Source organism: Bradyrhizobium sp. USDA 241 (assembly GCF_049739505.1).
In the GTDB taxonomy this organism is placed as follows: domain Bacteria; phylum Pseudomonadota; class Alphaproteobacteria; order Rhizobiales; family Xanthobacteraceae; genus Bradyrhizobium; species Bradyrhizobium liaoningense.
Genome location: NZ_JBMGPZ010000002.1, coordinates 1,542,603 through 1,566,630 on the forward strand (window position 1 = coordinate 1,542,603; position 24,028 = coordinate 1,566,630).

24 protein-coding genes and 2 pseudogenes are annotated in these 24,028 nt (G+C 64.8%); 5 read left to right on the forward strand and 21 right to left on the reverse strand.

The genetic code is table 11. The annotated features are described in order from the left end of the window. Nucleotides 1-281 precede the first annotated feature (281 nt). From ABIF91_RS08580 to ABIF91_RS08605, 6 genes and pseudogenes are all read right to left on the reverse strand, one after another. Complete coding sequence (locus tag ABIF91_RS08580; RefSeq protein ID WP_080659952.1) at nt 282-668, reverse strand: flavodoxin family protein; 387 nt, start codon at nt 666-668, stop codon at nt 282-284. Between the two features lie 171 nt (nt 669-839). After that, nucleotides 840-1,600, reverse strand: a pseudogene (locus ABIF91_RS08585) (serine O-acetyltransferase). Between the two features lie 232 nt (nt 1,601-1,832). Beyond that, complete coding sequence (locus ABIF91_RS08590; RefSeq protein ID WP_028180154.1) at nt 1,833-2,324, reverse strand: DUF2852 domain-containing protein; 492 nt, start codon at nt 2,322-2,324, stop codon at nt 1,833-1,835. A 121-nt stretch (nt 2,325-2,445) separates the two neighbouring features. Beyond that, nucleotides 2,446-3,186, reverse strand: a complete 741-nt coding sequence (locus ABIF91_RS08595; RefSeq protein WP_424579051.1) for a TetR/AcrR family transcriptional regulator — start codon at nt 3,184-3,186, stop codon at nt 2,446-2,448. A gap of 128 nt (nt 3,187-3,314) precedes the next feature. After that, entirely contained in the window at nt 3,315-3,680 is a 366-nt protein-coding gene (locus ABIF91_RS08600) for a YciI family protein (protein WP_028180152.1), read from the reverse strand. A 47-nt stretch (nt 3,681-3,727) separates the two neighbouring features. Then, a complete protein-coding gene (locus ABIF91_RS08605; protein WP_028180151.1) occupies nt 3,728-4,132 on the reverse strand; it encodes a YciI family protein in 405 nt (134 codons plus the stop codon). 265 nt (nt 4,133-4,397) lie between these two features. On the opposite strand from ABIF91_RS08605, the gene ABIF91_RS08610 reads away from it, so the two are divergent. The 3 genes from ABIF91_RS08610 to ABIF91_RS08620 all read left to right on the forward strand — a co-directional run bounded on the left by ABIF91_RS08610 (nt 4,398) and on the right by ABIF91_RS08620 (nt 6,660). Next, on the forward strand, nt 4,398-5,186 hold the full coding sequence (locus ABIF91_RS08610; RefSeq protein WP_028180150.1) for an SDR family NAD(P)-dependent oxidoreductase: 789 nt from the start codon (nt 4,398-4,400) through the stop codon (nt 5,184-5,186). A 121-nt stretch (nt 5,187-5,307) separates the two neighbouring features. Continuing rightward, the gene (locus ABIF91_RS08615; protein ID WP_028180149.1) at nt 5,308-5,745 is read left to right on the forward strand and encodes a hypothetical protein; all 438 of its coding nucleotides are present in this window, start codon (nt 5,308-5,310) and stop codon (nt 5,743-5,745) included. Between the two features lie 564 nt (nt 5,746-6,309). Beyond that, complete coding sequence (locus ABIF91_RS08620; RefSeq protein WP_028179007.1) at nt 6,310-6,660, forward strand: hypothetical protein; 351 nt, start codon at nt 6,310-6,312, stop codon at nt 6,658-6,660. Nucleotides 6,661-6,773: 113 nt separating this feature from the next. Here the strand turns inward: ABIF91_RS08620 and ABIF91_RS08625 are convergent. The 4 genes and pseudogenes from ABIF91_RS08625 to ABIF91_RS08640 form a co-directional block, all read right to left on the reverse strand. Continuing rightward, nucleotides 6,774-7,188: pseudogene (locus tag ABIF91_RS08625) on the reverse strand (VOC family protein). Nucleotides 7,189-7,218: 30 nt separating this feature from the next. Next, entirely contained in the window at nt 7,219-7,758 is a 540-nt protein-coding gene (locus tag ABIF91_RS08630) for an SRPBCC family protein (RefSeq protein ID WP_028179005.1), read from the reverse strand. 192 nt (nt 7,759-7,950) lie between these two features. Then, a complete protein-coding gene (locus tag ABIF91_RS08635) occupies nt 7,951-9,252 on the reverse strand; it encodes an RNA polymerase sigma factor (RefSeq protein WP_028179004.1) in 1,302 nt (433 codons plus the stop codon). After that, nucleotides 9,249-9,617, reverse strand: a complete 369-nt coding sequence (locus ABIF91_RS08640) for a YciI family protein (protein WP_028179003.1) — start codon at nt 9,615-9,617, stop codon at nt 9,249-9,251. The genes ABIF91_RS08635 and ABIF91_RS08640 overlap by 4 nt, the downstream gene beginning before the upstream one ends. Nucleotides 9,618-9,756: 139 nt before the next feature. Between ABIF91_RS08640 and ABIF91_RS08645 the strand changes: the two genes are divergently transcribed. Then, entirely contained in the window at nt 9,757-10,722 is a 966-nt protein-coding gene (locus ABIF91_RS08645; protein ID WP_028179002.1) for a 2-hydroxyacid dehydrogenase, read from the forward strand. Between the two features lie 62 nt (nt 10,723-10,784). On the opposite strand, the gene ABIF91_RS08650 is transcribed toward ABIF91_RS08645, so the two are convergent. Beyond that, nucleotides 10,785-11,429, reverse strand: a complete 645-nt coding sequence (locus ABIF91_RS08650; protein ID WP_035674277.1) for a TetR/AcrR family transcriptional regulator — start codon at nt 11,427-11,429, stop codon at nt 10,785-10,787. 105 nt (nt 11,430-11,534) lie between these two features. Here ABIF91_RS08650 and ABIF91_RS08655 point away from each other — a divergent pair, with 105 nt between their 5' ends. Then, nucleotides 11,535-12,179, forward strand: a complete 645-nt coding sequence (locus tag ABIF91_RS08655) for a glutathione binding-like protein (protein ID WP_028179000.1) — start codon at nt 11,535-11,537, stop codon at nt 12,177-12,179. Nucleotides 12,180-12,394: 215 nt separating this feature from the next. Here the strand turns inward: ABIF91_RS08655 and ABIF91_RS08660 are convergent, their stop codons facing one another. The 10 genes from ABIF91_RS08660 to ABIF91_RS08705 form a co-directional block, all read right to left on the reverse strand. Then, the gene (locus ABIF91_RS08660) at nt 12,395-13,162 is read right to left on the reverse strand and encodes a substrate-binding periplasmic protein (RefSeq protein WP_424579052.1); all 768 of its coding nucleotides are present in this window, start codon (nt 13,160-13,162) and stop codon (nt 12,395-12,397) included. A 34-nt stretch (nt 13,163-13,196) separates the two neighbouring features. Then, on the reverse strand, nt 13,197-13,532 hold the full coding sequence (locus ABIF91_RS08665) for a c-type cytochrome (protein ID WP_162131063.1): 336 nt from the start codon (nt 13,530-13,532) through the stop codon (nt 13,197-13,199). Between the two features lie 83 nt (nt 13,533-13,615). Next, nucleotides 13,616-15,334, reverse strand: coding sequence for a pyrroloquinoline quinone-dependent dehydrogenase (locus ABIF91_RS08670; RefSeq protein ID WP_028178997.1), 1,719 nt, complete (start codon nt 15,332-15,334; stop codon nt 13,616-13,618). Between the two features lie 327 nt (nt 15,335-15,661). Beyond that, nucleotides 15,662-16,966: a TRAP transporter large permease gene (locus tag ABIF91_RS08675; RefSeq protein WP_028178996.1), complete on the reverse strand. Its 1,305-nt coding sequence runs from the start codon at nt 16,964-16,966 to the stop codon at nt 15,662-15,664. Nucleotides 16,967-16,997: 31 nt separating this feature from the next. After that, nucleotides 16,998-17,591 (reverse strand): TRAP transporter small permease subunit, encoded by a 594-nt coding sequence (locus tag ABIF91_RS08680; RefSeq protein WP_028178995.1) that lies wholly within the window; start codon nt 17,589-17,591, stop codon nt 16,998-17,000. A 10-nt stretch (nt 17,592-17,601) separates the two neighbouring features. Next, entirely contained in the window at nt 17,602-18,603 is a 1,002-nt protein-coding gene (locus ABIF91_RS08685) for a TRAP transporter substrate-binding protein (protein ID WP_028178994.1), read from the reverse strand. 37 nt (nt 18,604-18,640) lie between these two features. Further along, nucleotides 18,641-20,299 (reverse strand): hydantoinase B/oxoprolinase family protein, encoded by a 1,659-nt coding sequence (locus ABIF91_RS08690; RefSeq protein WP_028178993.1) that lies wholly within the window; start codon nt 20,297-20,299, stop codon nt 18,641-18,643. Nucleotides 20,300-20,301: 2 nt separating this feature from the next. Next, nucleotides 20,302-22,386, reverse strand: coding sequence for a hydantoinase/oxoprolinase family protein (locus ABIF91_RS08695; protein ID WP_028178992.1), 2,085 nt, complete (start codon nt 22,384-22,386; stop codon nt 20,302-20,304). A gap of 141 nt (nt 22,387-22,527) precedes the next feature. After that, nucleotides 22,528-23,334 carry an NAD-dependent protein deacetylase gene (locus ABIF91_RS08700; protein WP_028178991.1) on the reverse strand — a complete coding sequence of 269 codons (807 nt, stop codon included), beginning with the start codon at nt 23,332-23,334 and terminating at the stop codon, nt 22,528-22,530. 38 nt (nt 23,335-23,372) lie between these two features. After that, on the reverse strand, nt 23,373-24,026 hold the full coding sequence (locus ABIF91_RS08705) for an NAD-binding protein (protein ID WP_347335861.1): 654 nt from the start codon (nt 24,024-24,026) through the stop codon (nt 23,373-23,375). Nucleotides 24,027-24,028 lie beyond the last annotated feature (2 nt).

A 24,028-nucleotide genomic window follows, 5' to 3' on the forward strand; every position in this document is an offset into this window, starting at 1 on the left:
CGGCGTTGGTTAATGCGCGGTTACCGGCGGCGAATTTGGCTGCCGGAAAGGCAGGCCGGCCAGGGATTTGGCCCGGCAGCCGCGGGGGCGGCGGCATCTGGCGGCGAAATCGAGGACAAGACCCGCGGTCCCGGAACCGGGTTTCGAACTCCGCTCAGGCCGCGTTCGTCGCTGCACTGCTGCGCCCGTTCGCAACTGCCCGCTGTATGGCCTCGACGAACGTGGCGAGCCGCGCTGCGTCGTTCGCCGATGCCACCTCGCGCGCAGTGACGGAAAGACAATCAAGGGGCTGCCTGCCGACGAGCTCCCGCATCTGGCCGAAGACCTGATCGCTGCCGGCCCCGCCAAGCGTGCGCCACCGCAGGGAGTTTCGACCTGTTTGCGAGCAAGTAGGCACGGACGGGCGAAGACAGCGACCAGGCCCAGACCGGGGTTCCGATCACAACGAGATCGTAGAGAGATGGATCCCTGACGGTGGCGGCGATGCGCGATGGGATCTGCCGTCGCGCTTCCACGGCCGAGCGCAGATAACCGAATATCCCCTTGCGGCTACCCGCCTCGGTGATTTCCTCACTGTCACAGGACAGCGCAGCCGACAGGGATTGAGCAACTTTGCGCGTCGTGCCGGTCCGGGAATAATAGACCACGAGTATCCTTGCGTTCGCCATCGTCGTGCTCCTCGCCTGTGCCTGGCGAACTACATCGCGTTCGCGACGCGCGCGGCTTGATTCACGTCAACAGGCGCAGAGAAAGCGTCAAAGCGAACCCGGGTTGAAACAACTTGCCGTGCGGCCTGACGTGCGAGAGCCGTGGGAATGCATGCTCTAAGCGAGGGCGCGTCAGGCGGCCGAGACCGTCTCGGGGCAGTTGGTCAGTCGCGCAGGATTGCCGACAGCCGTGCAGCCGGCGGGCACGTCGCCCGTCACAACAGTGCCGGCGCCGATCTTTGCAAGATCGCCGATGCTGATGTCGCCGAGAATGCTCGCGCCCGCGCCGATGTAGACGCCGCGGCCGATGCGCGGCGAGCGCGCCGGCAGTTCGCTGCTGCGGCCGATGCTGACGTTCTGGAGAATGGTGACGTCGTCGCCGATGACGACGTTGGCGCCGATCACGATGCCGGTGGCGTGGTCCAGATAGACAGCGGATCCGATGCTGGCAGCCGGATGAATGCTGACCTGGAGCATGTTCGACGCCTCGTTCTGAACAGCGCCGCGTCGCGACGGTCATGACGCCAGAGCCAGTTCGAGACGCGCCAGGCTTGCAGCGCGATGTAACCCTTGTAGTGCAGCAACGGTGGCAGCAGGTCGGTGACAGCGGGGTCGAGGCGCGCGATGGCCGCGAGGTCCCTGCCGGCAGCTTCAATCAGGTCCGGCTCGTCGTGAAAGGCGTCGCGGGAAAAGGATGTGAAGCGCGCGCGTTCGGCGCGGCTGCCAAGCCGCCGCCCGATCAGATCGGCCAGAGCCGCGGCAAAATCGTCATGGGTGAGGATGGCGCCGGCCAGCGCCTTGCCGAACAAGGGATCGGCAGCTGCCGCACGCTGGGCCTCGCGGCGGATCGCCGGCCAGAGGTCGTCGCTCGCGTCTATCGCAGCTTCCGGCATTGTCGCCTCCGATCCGCGTGCATCTGTGACCGCGAATATAGGCGGTCCGGATCAAGGCGCCAGCGGTGTCCACGGGATGCGCGTCCTCTCGCGCGGCTATCCGGCTCTCCCGGTAGCGCGAACACGCCAAAGCCAAACCGCCCGCCTGCGGGTTGCGCAAACGGGCGGCTCGGGGCCATCAGGACTTTGGGGGCATGCGCCTGAAGGCTTTGAGAGGCGTCAGGCTTGGATGTCAGCCCTGCTGCTGGTCGGTGGGCGGCGGGGTCGGACGCGTCTTGTGCTGCGCCATGAACTGGTCGAACTCTTCCTTGTCCTTGGCGTGACGCAGACGGTCGAGGAAGTTCTTGAACTCGACCTGCTCCTCCTCAAGACGCCGCAGCGTTTCAGAGCGATATTCGTCGAAGGCGCGGTTGCCGGAAGACGGCGGGCCGAAGCCAAAGCCGAAACCACTGCGCTCCATGCGGCCGCGCATGCGGTCCATCTTGTACTGCATCCGCTCCATCTTGTTCTGCCAGCGATCCTGATGGTTCCAGCACGACATTCTTCTGCTCCCGAGTGTGAAAAAGAGAAGGGCAAGTCCGATCGGCCACCAGATGATGAAGCCGAGGATGGTTACGGCAATCCAGCCGGGATGCCAGGGCGTATCCAGCATGCGGGGACGCTCGTACTGTTGGTATTGGTCCGAAGGGCCGCGCCATCGATTGACATCAGCGGTGTAGGCCATTTCCCATCTCCATCACGGCACCTGCGCCGTTGTGAATGTAAATAACATTTACATAGCTAAACCATCCCGCGATTTTGTCAAGCCGAGCGCCTGACAGGCCCGCGGAATTATTTGCGCAACTTTATTTCGGCTTGCCCCAGGGTCCGCCCGGCGGCACGCCCGAACCGGAGGAAGCCTCCGGCGGCACCGGCGGCGGCTCGGCCCCCTTCGAGGCCGGACGGCGGTCGATCGGGAAGCCGAGCCCGCGCAGATAGATCAGTACCTCGGCCTCTAACAGCTCGTCCGGCGACATCGGCAATTTGCGACGCGCGGCATCGCCGCGGGAGAACAGCGAAGCAACGCCGTGCGACATCGACCAGATGTGCAGCGCCATCATCATCGCCGGCGGACGGGGTGTGCCGGGCGGCGTCAGCGCCGCGAGACGCTCGGCGGCGGCACGGATGACGCCGAATGCGCGTTCGCCCGCTGCCATCAAGGCAGGATTGGCATCGACCGGCAGGCCCGATTCGAACATCGCGTTGTAGAAGGCCGGCTCCTTGCGGGCGAAAGCGAGATAGGCTCTGCCGACGCGCTCGAACGCGGTGACCGTGTCGGGGCGCCCGTCGTCCCAGGCCGCGCCCAGGCGCGCCTCGAACTGCTCGAAGCCGCGCTGAGCGATCGAGGACAGAAGCTCGTCGCGGTCGCGGAAATGCCGATAGGGCGCCGCGGCGCTGACGCCGGCCATGCGCGCGGCATCGGCGAAGGTGAAGCCGGCCGCACCCTTCTCGGCGATCAGCCCGAGAGCGGCCTGCAACAAGGCTTCCTTCAGATTGCCGTGGTGATAGCCGCGCTCGGCGCGGCCCTGCTCCTTGCGCCAGCTCATGTGAACGACCTTTACATGAGCCGGGCGTGAAGGTCACTAGCGGCGATGAGGCAGGATTAACCCCGTACTTCCACGGCCATGCCGGGCCGATGCGTCGGCATCGAGCCCGGAACGGGCTCGCACCGAAGCTACATCTGCGGAATGGGCAGAATGGGCATCACTTCGATCGCCTCGCCCGGAAAGATCGCAAAATGCGGATGGTTCTCGAACAGTTTGGCAGCTTCCTCCTGCGAGGCGGCGCGTACCACCGTGAAGCCGGTCAGCGCATTGCTGACCTCCGTGACGCCGCTCGCGTCGATCCTGCGGGTCTTGCCCAGCGGGCCGCCGATCTCGACGATGACGGACTTGTGCTTCTCGACCCAGCCGTGCCAGGCAGCCATGCCCTCCTGCTCCCTAGCCTTCCGTTCGGCCTCCGGCAGGGCGCGCCAGGCCGCCATCTTGGTACCGGTCGTGCTGCCGAGATAGACAGCGAGAAATTTGTGTTCGGCGCTCATGGATATCTCCTTTGGTTGGTTGATCGGAAAACGGGCGCGGCTGTCGTCTACTTCTTCAGGTCGCCAAACCCGGCCACGACCTCCTGCACTTCAGGCGAATAGTCGGCCACCTCCTGCACCTGCCGGATCTCGATGATTTCGTTGGCCGAAGCCGGGCACTTCTTCGCCCAGGCGATCGCTTCCTCGCGCGAGGCGACCTCGATCATCCAGTAGCCGCCCAGCACTTCCTTGGCTTCAGCGAAGGGGCCGTCGGTGACCATGGGCGTGCCGGTCGCAAAGGAGACGCGCGCCCCCATCGATGGCGGATGCAGTCCGTCGAGCGTGATCAGCACGCCGGCATCCTTCAGCGCCTCGTTGTAGCGCATCATCGCCGCGACACGTTCGGGATCGAGTTGAACGTCCGGCGGTGCGTTCTCGTAGCCGAGCGGGATCATCAGCATCATGAACCGCATGGAACTTCCTCGCTGCTCTCAGTCATTCCGTCTTTCCCGCGGGCGGAAACAGCTGGCCCGCACTCCCCTCCAAGACGAACGACCTTCTGCCGAGCCGACAGCGGAACAGGAATTATTTGGAGGCGCGCAAGCGCGACTGCGGCAGGGGTATTCGGGGCCCAATTGGGCTCGATAGGCACGGCGCGGGCCTTTCGTGCCGGAACCAAAGCGAAGTAAAAGGGGCCGGCGCTCGCGCGCCCCTCCCGGACACAGGACAGATCAGCCAATGCCGCAAGCCCTGCAAAAAGTCGCCCTCGTCACAGGAGCCGCACGCGGCATCGGGCTTGCGACCGCGAAGAAATTCCTGGCCGAGGGCTGGCGCGTGGCGCTGCTCGACATCGAGGGCGAACTGCTCGGCCGCGCGGTCGCCGAAATCGGCAAGAGCGAGGCGACGCTGGCGCTGACCTGCGACGTTTCGGACGCGGTCGCGGTCAGCGCTGCAATGACGACGATCGAGCGGCGGTTCGGCCGGTTGGATGCCCTCGTCAACAATGCCGGCATCGCGGTGTTCGCGCCGCTGATGGAGACGTCCGACGCTGACTGGCGCCGCGTGCTCGAGGTCAACCTCACCGGACCGTTCCTCTGCACCAAGGCGGCGGTGCCCCTGATGCGCGACGGCAATGGCGGCGCTATCGTCAACATCACCTCGATCTCGGCGGTGCGCGCCTCCACGCTGCGCTCGGCCTACGGCACCAGCAAGGCGGGCCTTGCGCACCTCACCAAGCAGCTCGCGGTCGAGCTCGCCTCCCTCAATATCCGTGTCAACGCGGTCGCGCCGGGACCGGTCGACACCGCGATGGCGAAGCAGGTTCACACCAAGGAGATCCGCGCCGACTATCACGACGCCATTCCGCTCAACCGCTACGGCCTGGAAGAGGAGCTCGCGGAAGCAATCTATTTCCTGTGCTCGGCGAGCGCGAGCTATATCACCGGACAAATTTTGGCCGTTGATGGCGGCTTCGATGCGGCGGGTATCGGCCTGCCAACGCTGCGCGGCCAGCGGCGCAACGGGTAGGCCGTGTAGGGTGGGCAAAGGCGCGCAAGCGCCGTGCCCACCACTTCTCCAGATATGAGGCGACAATGGTGGGCACGCTACGCTTTGCCCACCCTACAAGAGCGAGTTGGTGGAGAGCTTCATGCGACGTATCACCTGCCTCAAAGCCCTGATGCTTGCATCCGCGCTGCTCGGCGTCACACCCGCGGCGGCCGAGATCCGCATCATCCAGTCGCCGGGTGGACAGGTCGGGCCGTTCCTCGATCTGTTTGAGAAAGTGCGCGAGAGCGGCGAACGCGTCGTGATCGACGGCCCCTGCCTGTCCGCCTGCACGCTGGTGCTGAGCATCGTGCCGGGCGAGCGCATCTGCGTCACCAAGCGCGCGGTGCTGGGCTTCCACGCCGCGCGCTCTGTGGACCGGCGCGGGCGCTTCTATGCCGAGCCGGAAGCATCGGTCGCGGTGCTTGCCGCCTATCCCGGCCCGGTGCGCGACTGGATCAGCCGCCGTGGCGGCCTGAGCTCACGGCTGCTGCTGTTGAAGGGGCGCGACCTCGCCGCGATCTATCCGCGATGTCGATGACGAAGCCATCGTTCATAGTCTCGCGATCGCTCGCGACCGGCACTGACGACCATCGTCGAAAGCCGCAGCACGATTTCGTCAGAGAGCTCGCGATCTAAAGCGCGATGCGATCAGGATGAATCGTTATCGCGCTTTAGGTTGTTGTTTAAGCATGATCTTTTCGGAAAAACGCTGCGCACTTTTCCGGATCATGCTTTAGAACAAAGTCTGGACCACCGGCGCGAGCTTCATGCTCACGCAAATGACCATTCCCCAAAGAGCAAAGTTGATTTGTAGCGCCGCCGCCATCGGTCGCTCCCTTCCAAGTCGCCCCGCCCTAGTTTTTAGATTTTATGAAGCAAAGTTAGCGATTCTGTTGTGCAGATCACAGCCCAATATTGCGCCAATTGTTGTGCGGTGCAGTCGGCTTCACGAAGCGGCCTCACTCCGCGCGCAAAGTGACATAGAATTCTGATTCGTATTCGGCCATGCCGGCTGGTCCTTTTGCGTTGAGTTCCATTAGATTGACGTGACGCGAAGTGTTTCACGCGGATTGCGCGTGGCATACGCAGCAAAGGCCCCGGCATGATTCGATACAGCTTCATCCTGCTCAGTTTTTGCACAGCGCTGATTGCTTGCGCAGGCGCTCCAGCGCAGGAACGTCGCCCCATCGCGTGGGATGGTCTTGGCAAGGATCCGAACCGTCCTCACGTCGCGAAGCGGCGCGTGGCAAATCCCGAGCCCGCGGCGTCGGATCCCAATCAGGAGCGGGAACGCGTGCTCGGCACCTTGCAGCCCTATTCCCAGGCGTGGTGGGCGGTGCATGACGAAATACAGGCGGAGAACGACAGGCGGCTCGGCACCAAGCTCCTGATCTGCCCTCGCTGCGTGGAGTCGTCGCCGCCGAGCGAGAACGTCACCGGATCAATCCGGTGAGAGAACAAACGGCCGATCGGTGCGTAACGTAAGGAATCCATGCGTGTCCCCTCTCCCGCAGCATTGGAGAGAGGGGATCGCAACTCAACGGATCGTGGGCGCGGTCGCGTCCGTCACATCCCCTCCGCCGGGCAGTTCACCATCCAGGGAATGCCGAACTTGTCCGACGCACATGCCAAAGCCCTTGGCCCAGAACGTCTTGCTGAAGGGCATGGTGACCGAGCCGCCGTCGGCGAGCGCGTTGAACTTGCGCTCGCCGTCTGCGGGATCCTTGACTGTGAGCGAGATCGAAAAGCCCTGCGGCTTGTGAAAGTGCTCTGCCGGCGCGTCGGAGGCCATCAGGACACTGCCGTCGGGCAGCGACATCCGTGCATGCATGATCATCTTCTCACGGCCGGGAGCGGCCGGCACGTCCGGCGGCGCGTCCGATGACCGCATCATCGCATCGATCTTGCCGCCGAGAACCTTGGCGTAATAGTTGAACGCCGCTTCGCAAGTGTCCTGATAGAACAGATAGGGATTAAGCATCGTTTCTCTCCTCTTCGCTTGCAGTGAGGTTTATTGCTTCTCGGTGAGCTTCTTCAGGCCGGCGAGACCTGCCTCGAAATCCTTGCCGATCATGTTGTCCATGTTGACGAACACCTGCATGACCTTCGACAGGAACGGGGCCGGACCGTACATCGCCCACGTGACCAGAGTGGCATCGCCTTGCGGCACAAAGGTGAATTCGGCAGTGTTGTGCCCTTCGAACGGCCGTTCGAAATCGAGCTTGATGCGGAGCTTGGAGGGCCCGTTCGCCTCCAGGATCTCCATGTGGCCCGCAACGACATTGTTGTTGCCGTCCCAGGCATAGGTCGCACCCTTTCCCGCCGCGGTTCCGCCGAACGTGCGCTTCATGGCGGGATCGCGCTCCTCATAGGGCGACCAGGCGGTCCAGCGATGGAAATCAGCGACCAGCGGATAGATCGCATCGGCCGGAGCTTTCACGGCGAGACTGCGCTCGACGCGGAACGTGTCGGGCTTGGTCAGGGCGAAGACGAGCACGGCCGCAATTCCGGCCGCGAGGACGATAGCGATGACGGCAACGACTTTCAGCATGAATGGCTCCCCGGGATACGGGCTAAGGACGAAGAGGGATGGCCGGCGCCGACAGATGGGACAGAAATTCTTTGGCGCACTGCCCACCCCACGTGGCCGGGCTTGTCCCGGCCATCCACGTTCTTGGCGCGGAGGGAAGGACCGTGGATGCCCGGGACGAGCCCGGGCACGACGACGTGGAAGCAGGCGGGCCTACTTCGCCTTCGCGCCCTGCCTGGCGCCGCCATTGGCCGTCTTCGGCTGGCTGTCCCGGATCAGGCGATCGAGATGCATGCGGATGTGGGCGGCTTCGGCCGAGGTGTTGGCGAGCGCGATGGCGCGGTCGAAGGCGACGCGGGCTTCGTCGTTGCGGCCGAGTTGCATCAGGAAGGCGCCGCGGACGCCGTAGAAATGGAAGTAGTTGGCGAGCTTCGGCGCCAGCGGCTCGATCAGCTCGAGCGCGGCCTGCGGCCCGCGCACCTTGGAGACCGCGACCGCGCGATTGAGCGTCACCACCGGTGACGGCTGCACCACTTCCAGAGCGCCATAGAGCAGGTCGATCTGCGTCCAGTCGGTCTCCTCCGGGGTCGCTGCGCGCGCATGCAGCGCGGCGATCGCAGCCTGGATCTGATAAGGACCGCTGCGGTGGTGACGCATCGCCTTGTCGATCAGCGCGAGGCCTTCCGCGATCATGGTGCCGTTCCACAGCGAACGATCCTGATCGTCCAGTAGGATCAGCGATCCGTCCTCGGCAAAGCGCGCGGCGCTGCGGGCGTGCTGCAACAGGATCAGCGCCGTCAGGCCCATGATCTCGGGCTCGCTCGGAAACAGCCGCAGCAGCAGCCGCGCCAGCCGCATCGCCTCTTCGCACAGCGGCTTCCTGATCTCCGCGGTGTCTCCACTCGCCGAATAGCCTTCGTTGAAGATCAGGTAGATCATGGCGGCGACGCCGGCGAGCCGCTCGGAACGCTCGACCGCGCCGGGCGCCTCGAAGGGCACGCCCGCGTCGGCGACCTTTGTCTTCGCCCGCGTGATGCGCTGCTCCATCGCGGCTTCCGAGACCAGGAAGGCGCGTGCGATCTGCTTCACGGTGAGGCCTGAGACGATGCGCAACGCGAGCGCGATCTGCTGCGTCGCCGGCAGCTGGGGATGGCAGCAGATGAACATCAGCCGCAGGATGTCGTCACGATAATGCGAGCCGTCGAGCCGCTCGGCCAGCTTCCCCTCGGCATCATCGAGATCCGAGATGGCCAGGTCGTCCTCCGGCAGCGGCTGCTGCTTGCGGGCGCGGCGCACCTCGTCGATCGCGACGTTGCGGCCGACCATGATCAGCCAGGCCGCGGGATCGCGCGGCGGCCCGTTCTGCGGCCATGACTTGAGCGCGCGCAGGCAGGCGTTCTGAAAAGCCTCCTCTGCGGTGTCGAGATCGCGGAAATAGCGCAGCAGCGCGCCCACCGCCTGGGGTCGCGCCGAGGTCAGCGCAGTCTCGATCCAGGCGGTGTCGGCCTCGCTCACGTCAGATTCCCTCCGGGCCTGAACACGCCCACGGGACGCACCTCGTAGGCACCGCCCGGATTGGCGGCGCCCAGTTCGCTTGCGACGTCGAGGGCGTCGTCGAGGTTCTTGCAATCGACGATGTAGAAGCCGAGCAGCTGCTCCTTGGTCTCGGCATAGGGGCCGTCGAGCACCAGAGGTGGGTCCTCCTTGCGCAGGGTCGCCGCCGCGGTCGTCGGCAACAGCCGCGCCACCGGTCCGAGCCGGCCCTGCCTGGTGAGCTTCTCCTGCACCACGGCGAGCTTCTTCATCACGGCCTCGTCCTGCTCCTTGGTCCAGGAGCCGACGAAATCCTCGTCGTGATAGCAAAGAATGGCGTAAAGCATGGGCGACATTTTCCTCGTCTGTTTCAAAGACGCGCCAATATGCCTCGCGCCGACACGGCTGCGGAAAAAATTTGCAAGAAAAATCCGGCAGATCGTGCCAAGGAGGGCCTTCTCAAACGGAACCGACGAGGCACTTCGAATGACCCTGGGTACACTGGCCGTCCTGATCAACAGCACGCAGCAGAACTGGCTGCCGGAGCGCTGGAAGGCCCGGTTCGAAGCGGTCTGCGGGGACCGTCGCGTGGTGCTGCTGCCGGACGCCGGGCTCGATCCGGCGGAGGTGCACTATGCCGCGGTGTGGAAGCCGGTGCCGGGCGATCTCGGTGCGTTCCCCAATCTCCGCGCGATCTTCAATCTCGGCGCCGGCGTCGACGCGCTGATGGCGGACAAGAGCCTGCCCGATGTGCCGCTGGTGCGCGTCGCCGTGCCAGATCTCACCAATCGCATGACCGAATATGTCGTGCTGCACGTGCTGATGCACCACCGCCAGGAGCTTTACCTCAGGCAATCGCAGCACGAGAAACGCTGGGAGCCAAGATATCAATGGCCGGCGAGCGCGATCACCGTCGGCGTCATGGGATTGGGCACGCTGGGGGCCGATGCGGCCAATGTGCTGCGGCGGCTCGGCTTCCGCGTCGCCGGCTGGAGCCGCAGCCCGCGGACGATCGACGGCGTCGCGTGCTTCCACGGCACTGCGCAGATCGATGCCTTCCTGCGCACGACCGACATCCTGGTCTGCCTGCTGCCGCTGACGCCGGATACGCATGGCATCCTCAACCGCGACGTCTTCACGAAGCTCAACCGCAACAGCCCGCTCGGCGCGCCCGTGCTGATCAATGCCGGCCGCGGCGGCCTTCAGAACGAAGCCGATATCCTGGCCTGCCTCGACGACGGCACGCTGGGCGCCGCCTCGCTCGATGTCTTCGTGCAGGAGCCGCAGCCGGCGAACAGCCGCTTCTGGACCCACCCCAAGGTGGTGTTGACGCCGCACAACGCAGCCGACACCGACGCGGACGCGATCTCGGCCTATGTCGCCGAGCAGATCGGACGGTTCGAGGCCGGCGGAGCGCTGGAGAATGTGGTGGATCGGGCAAGGGGCTATTGAGCGCCGGGATTTCGCGAACGCTGGCGCTTCAGGCTCGATGTCTCCGCTTGCCGGACGGCAGCCTACGCTTTCGCGCCGACCATCATATCGATCGCGCCCTTCACGATCGCCTCCAGCTCCTTGCGCGGAACGCGGGCGCGCGAACGGACGGCGATGCTGTGCACGGTGGCTGATGCGATCTGCGCCAGCACGGCCGGATCGGCGCTCTCCGGCAACTCGCCCTTCTCCTTGGCACGGCGGAAGCAACTTGCAAAAGCCTTGTCGAGTTCGGTGAGTCCGTCGAGCACCATGGCGCGGATCTCGGGATCGCTCACCGCCTCGGACGCCGCCGTCACCACCGTGAAGCAGCCGCGCGGGCCGGTCTCGCCGGAGAGATAGATGTTCAGCGCGGAGGCGAAGATTCGCTCCAGGCGCTGGCGCAGCGGCATTTCCTCGCGAAAGATCGCGGCCATGGAGGCCCGCGCTTCCTCACGGTAGCGCTGGTAGCTCTTGATGTAGAGCTCGCGCTTGTCGCCGAAGGCGCCGTAGAGGCTCGGGCGATTCATGCCAGTGGCCTCGCTGAGATCGTCGAGCGAGGTCGCGGCAAAGCCCTGCCTGCGGAACAGGTCAAGCGCCTTGCCGAGCGCGACATCGGGCTCGTAGGCGCGCGGACGGCCGCGGCGCTTGGGCTGACCGGCAGCGGTTGGCAGCTTCGATTTTTGTACCATTTCGCAAATTAATCCTTGACCCCGGATATATTATGCAAGACAGTACAAAAATCAATCTGGCCAGGTTGAGCGAAACTTCCAGAGAATTGCCCAAGGAGGCTACAGATGGATCTCTATTTCTCGCCGCTCGCCTGCTCCATGGCGACGCGCGTTGCGCTGTATGAAGCCGGCGCCGAGGCGAACTATCTCGAAGTCGATCCGCCGACCAAGACAGTGCTGAACGACGGCTCCGACTTCCGGGCCGTCAATCCGATCGGCCTGGTGCCGACGCTGCGCACCGACGAGGGCGTGGTGCTGACCGAGAACGCCGCGATCCTGCAATATGTCGCCGACCGCTTTCCGCAATCCGGCCTCGGTGCCGGGGCCGGCATCGAGCGCACCCGGCTGCATCAATGGCTCTGCTTCATCGGCACCGAGCTGCACAAGGGCCTGTTCATCCCCGTGCTCGACCGCAAGGCGCCGCAGGAAACCAAAGCCTACGCGCTGGAAAAGAACCTGTCGCGGCTCGACTATCTCGACAACTATCTGAAGGGCCGCGATTTCCTGCTCGACCATTTCAGCGTGGCGGATGCCTATCTCGTCACGGTCATCAACTGGACCATGGCGACGCCGCCGATAGAGCTTGCAAAATGGCCGAACGTGAAGACCTACTACGAACGCCTGCGCCAGCGCCCGTCGATCGCCAGGGCGATCGCGGAGGAGTTCGAGCTGTACAAGGCCGAGCTCGCGCGGAAGAAGGCCGCGGCGTAAAACACGATGAATGAGGCTTGATCGCTGCAACGACGGAGGCGCGCTCCCTCTCCCGCTTGCGGGAGAGGGTTGGGCAAAGGGTGCTTCTCCAATGGGACAATCCCCAAGAGGAGAAAGCCCTCACCCGCGCACCGGCGCGACCTCTCCCGCAAGCGGGAGAGGTGAACGAGCCGCGGCAATCGATTCAACGAAAGCCGTTCCGGAGTGCAGATCGACTATTTCGGCGCCTGCAGCACGATGCCATAGCGGCGGTAGATCTGGTCGATCGTGCCGTCGCCTCGCAGCCGTTCCAGGGCCCGGTCGATGGCCTCGCGCAACGCATCGTCCGGGCGGATAATGCCGACGGCGACATTCCAGTTGAGATCGGCGATGCTCTCATCACGATCCAGGATCCGGAGCGGATTGTCCGGATGCGTCAGATTGAAATAGCTCGCCGCCGTGGGCGTGACAGCGGCAGCATCGATCTCGCGGTTCGACACGGCCTCCAGGCTGTCGCTCTCGAAGCCGAACGTCGACAGGGGCACGCGCCGTTGGCCGATGATCATGGCGGCGATCGATCCGACCTGCACCCCCACCTTGGTCGTTTCGTTGAGACTCTTGAACGAGGTGAGCGGGCTGGATGACGGCACCGCGAGCGCGACGCCCGTGCGATAATACGGTTTCGAAATCCTCAAACGTGTTTCGCCTTGTGCCTCGCGGTCGGCGATGACATCCAGGAGAATGTCACAGCCGGCGCTGCGCATCTGGTACTGCGTGATGATCCAGTCGAGCCTCAGCGCCACACCGAGCTCGCGGGCCATCACCTGTCCCAGCTCGACCTGAAAGCCGGGCGGCTCGCCGCTCTTGCGGGCAAAGGGAAGCGAGTTGGGATGCGCGCACAGCCCGATCACGCCGCTCGCACGGATCGCGTCCAGGGTTCGCGCCTGCGCCGGTCCCGGCAGCCCGATGGCGGCAGCGACGATGACCGGCACGATCGCCTTCATTGCACACCCTCATCTGGACGCATCGCGGTCTGGTTCAGCCTTCGCGTGGTTTCAAGGCGCGGATGTATTTGACGATCAGGTCGATCTGCGTGTCGGTGAAAGCGCCATCGAATGCCGGCATCGCGCCTTGCTTGCCGAACTTGATGCGATTGCGAATGAAGTCGTCGTCGCGCGGCGAATTCATCAGTTGCGGCCCCTTGCCGACGGCCCGGCCGCCGTCGGAGTGACAAAACCCGCAAGTCCCCGCGAATACCTGCTCGACCTCGAACGGCGCATTCTCGGGCGCAGGCGCCGCGGATTGTGCTTGGGCCATTGCAGCACACAGCAACGAGGCGCCTACCGGAACTGTTCTCAAATGCAGCTTCAACACGTCCACTCCATTCCTGAAGCAGGTGGCCGTTGCGATCGGCAAGGAGCGGGCTTGCACCCGCTCCTGCAGATCGTTTGCGGCAACTATTTCAGGCTGAAGACGACGAGCGCGCCGTCGTCACGCGGCATGCTCTTGTATACGCCGCCGAAGTTCGGCGCATACTCGTCAGCCAGCATGCCGCCGAAGCCCGCGGTCACGGCGATATATTGCTTGCCGCCGACGGAGTAGCTGACGATGCCGCCCTGGTGACCGGTGCCGTTGTTGTGCTTCCACAGCTCGGCTCCGGTTTCGGCATCATAGGCGTGGAGGACACCGCGGGAGTCCGGCACGAAGACCAGATTGCCCGCCGTCGACAGCACGCTTCCAAGCGGCGGCTCGGGATAGCGGACCTCCCATTTCTTCGCTCCCGTTATGGGATCACGCGCGTCGAGATGGCCATAGATCTCGCCGCCGGGAGGAGGCGTCATCTTGAAATCGGCGCCGATGTTGAGCTGGACCTGCGGCGTCGTGACCGGTGTCGTCTTCTGGATGTCCAGCGTCATGCACCATTCCTGGCCGATCTTGTAGTAGAGACCGGTCTTCGGGCTGTATGAGCCGGCGTTCCAGCTGATGCCGCCGCCGATGAACGGACACAGAGGCGGTTCAGTGACCTTCCCGACGGAGAAATCGCGGCGGCCGATCAGCGCGCCGGTCTTGGGGTCGATATCCTTGACGAAGTTGATGTTCTCGACCAGCCGCCAGACGTTCTTCACTTTGAGATTGCGGTCGTAGACGAAGACGAAGCCGCCCTTGTTCGGATGAACCACGTATTTCTGACCGTCGCGCTCGAGCATCACGAACTCGCCGACGGAGCTGTCAAAGTCCCAGGCGTCGTGCGGCAGCTCCTGATGATAGAATTTCAGCTTGCCGGTATCGATATCGAGGCCGATCACCGAACTCGTATAGAGATTGTCGCCGGGACGCGCACCTTGCGTCTTGTAGTCGGCACCCGACCAGTCGTAGAGCGGCGCAGGGTTCGCGGTACCCCACAGGATGGTGTTGGTCTCGGAATCGTAGGTGCCCGGCATCCAGCCGCCGCCACCGCCGGTGCGCCAGGACTCGTTGCCCCAGGTCTTCATGGCCTCCTCGGTGCCCGCGACCGTCAGGAATTCCCACTTCTTCTTTCCCGTCGTGGCATCGAGCGAGAAAATCGGGCCGCGGCCTGGCCATTCGCCACCTTGCGCGCCGATGATCACGCTTCCCTTCGCGTAGAGCGGCGCGCCGGTAAAGCCGACCGTGAGCTTCTGCGAGTCGATCAGCTTGGTCTCCCAGAGGACCTTTCCCGTCTTCGAATCCAGCCCGAAGACACGCCCATCCATCGTGCCGACGAACACCTTGCCTTCACCGAGAGCTACGCCGCGGTTGTAGGGAGAGTGGGTCTGCCGGCTGATGAGCGCCTCGTCCAGTTCCGGAAAGAAAGACCAGATGACCTCGCCGGTTGCGCCATTCAGCGCAAAGACCCGGCTGTAAGAGCCCGAATAGTAGAGCACCCCGTCAGCCACGAGTGGCATGGACTGCAGACCGCGTGTCGATCGCCCGGGAATGTGCATCCAGGCCACGCCCAGATTGCCGACGTTGTTCGTGTTGATCTGCGCGATCGGGCTGTAGTGGTGGGACTTGTACGAGCCGTGATAGGTGAGCCAGTCGTTCTGGCCGGCGGCCTCGATGCGGGCCGTATCCACGGCTTGTGCCGACGCCGCCGATGCTGCAAGTGTCGCAGCGACGACGACAGGCAAGGCCGAGCTGAGCCACTGCTTTCTCATTTGCACTTCCTCCCGCTCTTGTGTTTGTTGATTGCGTCTCGTGAGCGCGGCCGCGAGGGGGCATTTGCAGTTCAGTACGCGTCGATCGTCCTCCATCGGACCGAGTCGCCAACAGATATCCCCTCTTTCGGCGGATAGCGCCGAAGGAGCCACCTTCACTAGTGTGATTGCTGTTGTACTTCTGCTTGCCGCTGCAGCTTACGACGGATCACAGGGCGTGCAAACACGGAACGCGCGCAGGAGACGACTTTGACGCACGAGGCGAATTGAAACGGCAGCGGCACTGACCGTTTCGACCTCGGTCGGCCAGTCCCGGAGCGAAGTGGCTTATCCGTAGAGCACTTTCGGCAGTATCGTGACGATGCCGGGCCACAGCGTCAGCAGCAGCACGAAGCCGATCATGATCATGAGGTACGGCATCGTCACGCGGGCGATGTAGCCGAGGCCGTCGTCGGTCAGGCCTTGGATCACGAACAGGTTGAAGCCGACCGGCGGGGTGATCTGCGCCATTTCGACGGCGAGCACGAGGAAGACGCCGAACCAGACCTCGTCGAAGCCTGCGCCCTTCACGATCGGCAGCATGATCGGCAGCGTCATCACGATCATCGAGAAGCCGTCGAGGAAGCAGCCGAGAACGAGATAGAAGACGATCAGCGTCACGATCAGCATGAACGGCGACAGGCCGAGCCCCTTGACGAAGGCGGCCACCGCCTGAGGGATGCCGAGGAAGGCTGCGGCATTGCCGAGAATCGAAGCGCCGAGCACGATCAGCGCGATCATCGAGCAGGTCACGACCGAGCCGATCAGCACGTCGCGCATGACCTGTTGCGACATCGCGCCTTGCGCCCACGCCACGAGCGCCGCGCCGAGCACGCCGACGGCGGCAGCCTCCGACGGCGTCGCGAGGCCGCCATACATCGAGCCGAGCACGCAGGCGATCAGGAACAGCGCCGGGGCGAGGTCCTTCAGAGCGGCGAAGCGTTCGCTCCATGGCACCTGCGAGAGCTTGGCTTCCGTTTCCGGCACCATGGTCGGATTGAGGCTCGTATGCAGCATCACCCAGGCCATGAAGGTGGCGGCCAGCAGGAATCCCGGCAGCACGCCGGCCGTGAACAGCTTCAGGATCGAGACGTCGCCGAGCACGCCGTAGATGATCATGATGTTGGACGGCGGGATCAGGAACCCCAGCGTGCCGGCGCCGGCGAGCGAGCCGATCGCGATGTCGCGGGAATAGCCGCGGCGCAGCAGCTCGTTGAGCGACATGCGGCCGATCACCTGCGTGGTCGCGGCCGACGAGCCCGAGATCGCCGCGAAGATGGTGCAGCCGATCACGTTCACATGCAGCAGGCGGCCGGGCAGCAGCCCGGCCCAGGGCGCCAGTCCCTGGAACAGCGAGCGCGACAGGCGGGTGCGGAACAACAATTCGCCCATCAGGATGAACAGCGGCAGCGCGAGCAGCTCCTGCGTGGTCAGGATGTTCCAGGCGTATTGAGGCAGCAGCTTGTCGAGCGGGATCGAGCGGAACATCGCGAGCAGCAGCGTCGCGGTGAGCGCAAGCGTCAGGCCGATCCAGACGCCGCAGGCCAGCAGTGCAAACAGGATCGCGAACAGGGCGACGACTTCGATGGTCATGCGATCTTGGATCCGGGAGCGAGCAAAGCGGTCATTCGACGGGCGAGGCCTTCATGCGATGATCCTCCAGCGGCAGGCCGAGCGCGGCCTGGATCGCGCGCGCCAGGAACTGGAGCGTGAGCAGCAGCATGCCGAAGGTGACGACGGCTTCCGGAAACCATAGCGGCGTGTCGCTCGAGGTGGAGACCTGGCCGCGCACGAACGCGCCCCAGGCGAATTTCGCCATGGCCGAGGTCAGGAACGCCATGAAGGCGAAGCCGGCCGCCGCCGAGAGAATCTCGAGCGCGCGCTGCACCGGCGCCGGCACGTTCTTCAGGAGCAGCACGACGCGGATATGGCCGCCGACACGTAGCGTCATGGCGGCGCCGAAAGTGAAGGACGCCGCCATGAGATAAGAAGAATATTCCCACGCGATCGAGATGCTGGGCGGGAAGAACGGCAGGAAGTTCGACAGGAAGCGGGTTGCGACCTCGCAGAGCATCAGCAGCGTCAGCATCAAGAGACAGCCGCCGCCGATCCAGCCGTCGAGCCGGCCGAGGCGATCGATTCCGTCAAGCAGGATGCGCAGCGGCGCCGGCGCCGCTGCATTCAGGCTCTGCGGAGCTTCGGGCGAGATGCTCACCACGACGTCATCCTCAGCCACGCTTCATTTCGGCGAGATAGGCCCGCACCGGCTTGTCGGCCGCCGGCACGCGCTTGAGGAAGGCATCGAGCTGCGGCGCGGTCTTGGCCCGGATGTCCGTCATCATGGCTTGCGAGACCGGCACCACCTCCATGCCGCCTTCCTTCAGGCGGTTGAGGCTGTCGACGTCGGCCTTGAGCGAGTTGGCCCAGAAGCCCGGCTCCATCTTCGCCGCGATATCCGCAACCAGCTTCTGCTGATCGGCGGAGAGAGCCTTCCATGAATCGAGATTGACGGTGAGCATCTGCGACGACCAGACGTGGTTGGTCGGATAGACGTATTTCAGGAATTCCCAGAACTTGCCGTCGACGCCCGACACCGACGAGGTGGAGACGCCGGCCACGGCGCCGGAAGCGAGCGCGGGAATCGTCTCGCCCCAGGGGATCATCACGGCCGCCATGCCGATCGCATTCAGCATGTCGACCGCGTTCTTGTCGGGCACGCGGATCTTGATGTTCTTCAGGCCCTCGACATCGGCGACCTTCGCCTTCAGATGCAGATACTGCGTCGGCCACGGCACGATGTAGAGGATCTTCTGGTTGTTGCGCGCCGCGATCTTCTCGTATTCGGGCCGCACATATTTGTGCAGCACCTTGAGCTCTTCCACGGAGCCGCAGAGGAAGGGAATGCTCTCGACGCCCATGAAGGGCTCGTCGCCGACCTGCTGGATGTTGAGGACGTCGGCGAGAGGAACCAGGCCGTCGCGCACGGCGCGCAAGTGCTCGGGGCCCTTGAAGCCGAGCTGACCACCCGCCTTCACGGTGATGTTGACCGTGCCGCCGCTCTGCTTCTTCACCTCCTCGGCGAAGGCAAAAGCGTTCTGGGTGTGGAAATTGCCATCAGGCCACACCGTCGACATGTCCCAGCTTACCGTCGCCGCCCGCGCGCGGGTGGAGATGTGGCCGGCGGCGAGCAGCGTCGCTGCGCCCGCGGTGAAGTTCCGTCGCGTGATCATTGCACCCCTCCGTTTGCTACGCGCACGACGCCTGGCGTCACCGCGAGTACCCATAAACTGCGACCGCCTTGTCGACGGACACGAGTCCGCTTTCGACGTCGTCATTGACCGCCGCGCCCGCGCGCTTGGCGGGATCGCCGATGCCCGCGCCGCCCGGTGTCAGCACCACCAGCCGGTCGTCCGGCGGCACCTGCTGAAAGCCTTTCCCCCGCAGCTTCTTTCCGGACTTGAGACCGACATAGCCGGCCTCGCCGTCCCGGCCGCCATCGCGGCCGCGCGGCGGATGATCAATGCGGTCGAACGCCGCCAAGATGTCGAACGGCGCGTCGACGCCGCTGCCGACTTCGATGATCTGACCGAGGCCGCCGCGGGTGCGCCCTGCCCCGCCGGAATCCGGACGCAGCTCCTTGCGCCAGAAGATCAGAGGCGTCTGCGTCTCTGCGATCTCGACCGGCGTGCCGCGCACGCCGCTGGGATAGGCGGTCGCGGACAGCCCGTCCTTGCCGAAGCGTGCGCCGGTGCCGCCGTTGGAGGTCACCGCCATGGAGAACCCGTAATTGCCGCCGACGCCGCTTCGCGTCTGCCCGCGCAGGTTGAGATTCCACAGGCACGAGGTGCCTTCCGCTGGCACGCGCTCGGGAATGATCTGGCGCAGGCAGCCGAACACGACGTCGGGCAGCATCTGGCCGATGATGTGGCGCGAGGCGACCGGCGCCGGCTTCGGCGCATTGAGAATCGCGCCCGCCGGCGCCGATACCGTCAGCGGCGAGAGCGAGCCGGCATTGTTCGGGATCTGCGAGGCGACGACGCAGCCGAGGCCGAACACGGTATAGGCGGTGGTGTAGGACAAGGGCACGTTGATGCCGAACTTCGAGGCTGCGGAGGTGCCGTCGAAATCGACGTGTATGCCTTCGTCCGAGATCGTCAGGGTCGCAGCCAGCGTCACCGGCGCGTCATAGCCGTCGACCACCATCGTGTTGCGCCAGCTGCCCTTCGGCAGCTTGGCGATCTCGGCGAGCACGGCCTCGCGCGAGCGGTCGCAGATGTAGTCGCCGAGCTCGTCCAGCGTGTCGATGCCGAACTCGGTCATCATCTCGACCAGGCGCTCGCAGCCGACGTCGTTGCAGCCTGCGAGCGAATAGGTGTCGCCCTCGGTGTCGATCGGAAGTCGCGTATTGGTGCGGATCATCGCCATCAGCGTCTCGTTGACGACGCCCTGGTCGATCAGCTTCAGCATGGGGATGTAGAGCCCCTCCATGAACACGTCGGTGGCGTCGGGCCCAAAGCCGATGCCGCCGATATCCATGAGGTGGCTGGTGCAGGAGAACAGCGCCACCGGCTTGCCATCCTTGAAGCACGGCGTGGTGACGACGAAGTCGTTGAGATGGCCGGTGCCCATCCAGGGGTCGTTGGTGATGTAGGCGTCGCCTTCCTTCATCGTCTCGATCGGGAAGTGAGTGATGAAATGCTTGACCGATTCCGCCATCGAGTTGACGTGGCCGGGCGTGCCCGTCACCGCCTGCGCCAGCATGCGCCCCTCGAGGTCGAACACGCCGGCCGACAGGTCGCCGCATTCGCGCACGATCGGGCTGAACGCAGTGCGGAGCAGCACCTGCGCCTGCTCCTCGACCACGGCGATCAGCCGGTGCCACATGATCTGAAGGTCGATCAGGCTCGCGCCATTTGCCTTGCTCATGATCAGGCCGCCTTCCGTTCCATGACGATGCTGCCGGCACCGTCTATATGGGCGTCAAAACTGTTGGAGACGAAGGTCGAAGTTTCGTCCTCCGCGATCACGGCGGGACCCGCAATCGTTGCGCCCGGCGCCATGTCCTCGCGGCGATAGAGCGGGATCTCGATCACTTCGCCCGCGCGGCCGTCGAAGAACTTGCGGCTGCCGGACGCCTTGGCCGCAGGCATGCGTGCGACGGAAGCGACGGTGGGGGGATTGCGCGCCTCGGTGGTGGCGAGCACCGACCAGCTCAACACCTCGATGGCAGCCCCCGGGATCGGCCGTTCGAACATCGCGGAATAATCCGCCTCGAACTTCCGGCGCAGGCCGGCGAGATCGGCGGTCGCCAGCCGCCGGTTCGGCAGCTCGACCGATATCTCGTGGCCCTGGCCGACATAGCGCATGAAGGCGGCGCGGCGCTCCCGCACCGGCGCACCGGCTGCACCGGGCTCCACCAGCGCACGCGCTTCGGTCACCATCTCCTGCAAGAGGTCAGAGACGGCCTCGGTGTCGAAGTCGTCGAGCCGGACATGACGGCTGCGCACCAGCTCATAGGCGATGGGCGCGGCCAGGAAGCCGACGGCGGAGCCGACACCGGCATTCGATGGCACGATCACGCGAGAGACGCCGATCTTCTCGGCGACGCGGGCCGCGTGCAGCGGCGCGGCACCGCCGAAAGCGATCAGCGTGTGCTGGCCGATAATCTCGCCGCGCTCGACCGCATGCACGCGCGCCGCGCTCGCCATGTTCTCGCAGACGACTTCGTGGACAGCATAGGCCGCGGTTTCCGCGGTAAGGCCAAGCGGGTCGCCGACGTCCCGCAGCAGCGCCTGCTTCGAAAGCTCCGGGTCGAGCTTGATCGTGCCGGCAGCAAACGCATCGGGATCGATCATGCCAAGCGCGACGTCCGCGTCCGTCACGGCCGGGCGCTGACCGCCGCGGCCATAGCAGGCAGGCCCCGGCTCCGAGGAGGCGCTCTCGGGACCGACGGTGACGCGCTTCATCGCGTCGACATGCGCGATCGAACCGCCGCCGGCGCCGATCTCGACCATCTCGATGACGGGAATGCGCACCGGCAGGCCGGAGCCCTTGAGGAAACGCGCAGCGCGATCGACCTCGAACACGCGCGAGGTCTCGGGCTGGTACTTTTCGATCAGACAGATTTTTGCGGTCGTGCCGCCCATGTCGAAGGAGAGCACCTTGCTCTCGCCGAGACGCGCCGCGATCTGGGCCGCGAAGATCGCGCCGCCGGCGGGACCGGATTCGACGAGGCGCACCGGAAAGCGTCGCGCGGTCTCGATCGAAGTCACGCCTCCGCCGGAGGTCACGAGATAGATGGCGCCGCGAAACTGCTCGACCTGCAGGGCATCGGCCATGCGGGCAAGATAGCCATCGATCAGCGGCTGCACATAGGCGTTGGCGACCGCAGTGGATGTGCGCTCATATTCCCGGATCTCGGGACACACTGCCGACGATACAGTCACGGAGATGCCGGGCATTTCATCACTGATGATCGCGGCCGCGCGGCGCTCATGCTCGGGATTGGCATAAGAGTGCAGGAACGCGATTGCGACGCTCTCGACCTTCAGCTCACGCAATCTCTGCGCGAGTGCGCGCACCGCCGCTTCGTCGAGCGGGAGACGAACGGCACCGTGGGCGTCAATGCGCTCGGGCACCGTGAAGCGCAGGCCGCGCGGCGCCAGCGGCTTCGGCTTGTCGATGCCGAGATCATATTGGTCGTAGCGGCTTTCGGTGCCGATATCGAGCACGTCGCGGAAGCCCTCGGTCGCGATCAGCGCGGTCTTGGCCCCGCGGCGCTCGATGATGGCATTGGTCGCGAGCGTCGTGCCATGAATGAAGACGTCGATGTCGCTGATATGCGCACGTGCATCGGCAAGAATGAGGCGCATGCCGTCCAGCACAGCCTGCTCGGGGCGCTGCGGAGTGGTCAGCACCTTGCGGGTTTTGCGATCTTGCCCCACGTCCAGCACGATGTCGGTGAACGTGCCACCGATATCAACGGCAAGCCGCACCTCGGCTCCCTCAAGCATTCCAAATTCTCCGTGCTGGTCGTCAAGACTGGGGACAAAAGCGCAGCAATTTCCATGCCATGGACGACGAGATGCATGCCGCGCCCGGCTATTCTGCTTGGCACCTATGCAATAGGCAAGGCGTGTGCGCCACGTGCGCGATCAGAGCAGGAATGCAAGCGCCGTCTCGCAGCGCTCCTCGACCTTGAGCGTCAGGAGATCGTCGGCGCGGGTGCGGCCGAGGTTGACCGCCGCGATCGGAATATTGCGGCGCGCCGCAGCCTGGACGAAGCGGAAGCCGGAATAGACCATGAGCGAGGAGCCGACGATCAGCATGGCGTCGGCTTGCGCCAGATGATCCTGCGCGGTGGCGACGATGTCGCGCGGGACGTTCTCGCCGAAGAACACGACGTCGGGCTTGAGGATGCCGCCGCAGGCTTCGCATGGCGGCACTTCGAAGGAGGAAAAATCCTCGTGCTCCAGATCGGCGTCGCCGTCAGGTGCATCCGCGGCATCGAGCGTCAGCCATGCCGCATTGGCGCGGCCAAGATCGTGCTGAAACTCGTCGCGCGGCGTCTTGCGGCCGCAGCCCATGCAGCGGACAAGATCGAGCCGGCCGTGCAGGTCGATGACCTGCCGGTGGCCGGCCGACTGATGCAGCCGATCGACGTTCTGGGTCAGCAGCATCCCGCACTGGCCGTTCGTCTCGAGCCGAGCCAACGCATGATGCGCATCGTTCGGCCTCGCCTGGCCGAACCGCCGCCAGCCGATCAGGCTGCGCGCCCAATAGCGCCGGCGCGTATGCTCGTCCGACATGAAGGCCTGGAAGTTGACCGGCTGGGTCCGCTTCCAGTTGCCCTGGCTGTCGCGGTAATCGGGAATGCCTGAATTGGTGCTGCAGCCGGCGCCGGTCAGCACGAACAGACGTTCGTGCCGGCCGACGAAGTCCTGGAGCGGAGGGTTTGACATGGCACCAGATGTAGGTCGCGAGCCCGGCCTTTTCCAGATCACTGTCGACGGGACGGACGCCCTGCGATGGACGATGGCTGAGATTTCTCCTGGTCTGCCGTGTGGGCGGCTTGCTGCAACGTCCGCCGAAACTCATCGCGCTTTTCGTGCACCGAGGCTATCGCATGTCCGACCGCGACCCCGAGGCCGACCAGCGCAGCTTCTGAAAGCTGCAGGCTTGCCTCGATGGTTTCCGGCACCGCGTCAGTTGCGCCGATTGCATAGAGGTGACGGGCGTGATCAGCGTCGCGCGCACGTGAAACGATCAACACATCCGGCCGCACCGCACGGGTCCGCTCGACGACGGCATCGATCGCCGTTCGCGACTGAATCGTGATGATCACACCGGTCGTCTGCATCAGGCCGCAAGCTTCGAGAAAGCCCGGTTCTGTCGCGTCGCCAAAGAAGACCTTATGGCCGTCGCGGCGGTCGCGCGCCACGGCGATCGGATCGTGATCGACCGCGATGTAGTCTACGCCATGGGAGGTAAGCAGCGAGCAGACCACTTTTCCAACACGGCCATAACCGACCACGATGGCCTGTGTTCGGTCACTTGGCGGCTGAACCGTCAGTTCGGGATCGAGGATGCGCTCGTCAGCCAGCTTGGCGGCCAGTCGTCGTCCGAGCGCGCCCAAGAGCGGCGTCAGCGCCATCG

Bases quoted from the DNA above. Each gene is read 5' to 3' on its own strand.
- ABIF91_RS08630 (WP_028179005.1), bottom strand. From the start codon at position 7,758: ATGCTGAAAGTCGTTGCCGTCATCGCTATCGTCCTCGCGGCCGGAATT.
- ABIF91_RS08640 (WP_028179003.1), bottom strand. From the start codon at position 9,617: ATGCTTTACGCCATTCTTTGCTATCACGACGAGGATTTCGTCGGCTCC.
- ABIF91_RS08595 (WP_424579051.1), bottom strand. From the start codon at position 3,186: ATGAGCTGGCGCAAGGAGCAGGGCCGCGCCGAGCGCGGCTATCACCAC.
- ABIF91_RS08660 (WP_424579052.1), bottom strand. From the start codon at position 13,162: ATGAAGGCGATCGTGCCGGTCATCGTCGCTGCCGCCATCGGGCTGCCG.
- ABIF91_RS08705 (WP_347335861.1), bottom strand. From the start codon at position 24,026: ATGGCGCTGACGCCGCTCTTGGGCGCGCTCGGACGACGACTGGCCGCC.
- ABIF91_RS08695 (WP_028178992.1), bottom strand. From the start codon at position 22,386: ATGCTTGAGGGAGCCGAGGTGCGGCTTGCCGTTGATATCGGTGGCACG.
- ABIF91_RS08610 (WP_028180150.1), top strand. From the start codon at position 4,398: ATGCCGCAAGCCCTGCAAAAAGTCGCCCTCGTCACAGGAGCCGCACGC.
- ABIF91_RS08580 (WP_080659952.1), bottom strand. From the start codon at position 668: ATGGCGAACGCAAGGATACTCGTGGTCTATTATTCCCGGACCGGCACG.
- ABIF91_RS08650 (WP_035674277.1), bottom strand. From the start codon at position 11,429: ATGGTACAAAAATCGAAGCTGCCAACCGCTGCCGGTCAGCCCAAGCGC.
- ABIF91_RS08590 (WP_028180154.1), bottom strand. From the start codon at position 2,324: ATGGCCTACACCGCTGATGTCAATCGATGGCGCGGCCCTTCGGACCAA.
- ABIF91_RS08670 (WP_028178997.1), bottom strand. From the start codon at position 15,334: ATGAGAAAGCAGTGGCTCAGCTCGGCCTTGCCTGTCGTCGTCGCTGCG.
- ABIF91_RS08605 (WP_028180151.1), bottom strand. From the start codon at position 4,132: ATGCGGTTCATGATGCTGATGATCCCGCTCGGCTACGAGAACGCACCG.
- ABIF91_RS08600 (WP_028180152.1), bottom strand. From the start codon at position 3,680: ATGAGCGCCGAACACAAATTTCTCGCTGTCTATCTCGGCAGCACGACC.
- ABIF91_RS08675 (WP_028178996.1), bottom strand. From the start codon at position 16,966: ATGACCATCGAAGTCGTCGCCCTGTTCGCGATCCTGTTTGCACTGCTG.
- ABIF91_RS08685 (WP_028178994.1), bottom strand. From the start codon at position 18,603: ATGATCACGCGACGGAACTTCACCGCGGGCGCAGCGACGCTGCTCGCC.
- ABIF91_RS08620 (WP_028179007.1), top strand. From the start codon at position 6,310: ATGATTCGATACAGCTTCATCCTGCTCAGTTTTTGCACAGCGCTGATT.
- ABIF91_RS08690 (WP_028178993.1), bottom strand. From the start codon at position 20,299: ATGAGCAAGGCAAATGGCGCGAGCCTGATCGACCTTCAGATCATGTGG.
- ABIF91_RS08645 (WP_028179002.1), top strand. From the start codon at position 9,757: ATGACCCTGGGTACACTGGCCGTCCTGATCAACAGCACGCAGCAGAAC.
- ABIF91_RS08655 (WP_028179000.1), top strand. From the start codon at position 11,535: ATGGATCTCTATTTCTCGCCGCTCGCCTGCTCCATGGCGACGCGCGTT.
- ABIF91_RS08700 (WP_028178991.1), bottom strand. From the start codon at position 23,334: ATGTCAAACCCTCCGCTCCAGGACTTCGTCGGCCGGCACGAACGTCTG.
- ABIF91_RS08615 (WP_028180149.1), top strand. From the start codon at position 5,308: ATGCGACGTATCACCTGCCTCAAAGCCCTGATGCTTGCATCCGCGCTG.